Raw genomic sequence first — 255 nt, 5'->3', positions numbered from 1 at the left:
ACAGCGGCAACAACGTACTCAGCGGCGGTGCCGGCGACGACACCCTCGACGGTGGCATCGGTGCCGATGCCATGGTCGGGGGCGACGGCAACGACAGCTATTACGTCGACAACGTTGGCGATCTGGTGATCGAAACCGATACCTCGCCAAACGCCATTGACCGCGTACTCTCGTCCATCAACTACACCCTAGGCACCAATCTCGAGAATCTCACGCTCCTCGGTTCCGCCAACCTCAACGGCACCGGTAATGCGG

The 255-nt window shown here is 60.8% G+C and carries 1 protein-coding gene; it reads left to right on the top strand.

All coding sequences use genetic code 11. The features are described 5' to 3' along the window. The coding region (locus J5M72_RS28820) for a hypothetical protein (protein ID WP_207868345.1) at nucleotides 1-255 on the top strand (255 nt) is incomplete at both ends.

Source organism: Pseudomonas sp. 58(2021), from assembly GCF_017491585.1.
Lineage (GTDB): Bacteria > Pseudomonadota > Gammaproteobacteria > Pseudomonadales > Pseudomonadaceae > Aquipseudomonas > Aquipseudomonas fluorescens_BT.
The sequence above is the reverse complement of the archived record's forward strand: the minus strand, read 5'-3'. Positions and strand labels throughout refer to the sequence as shown.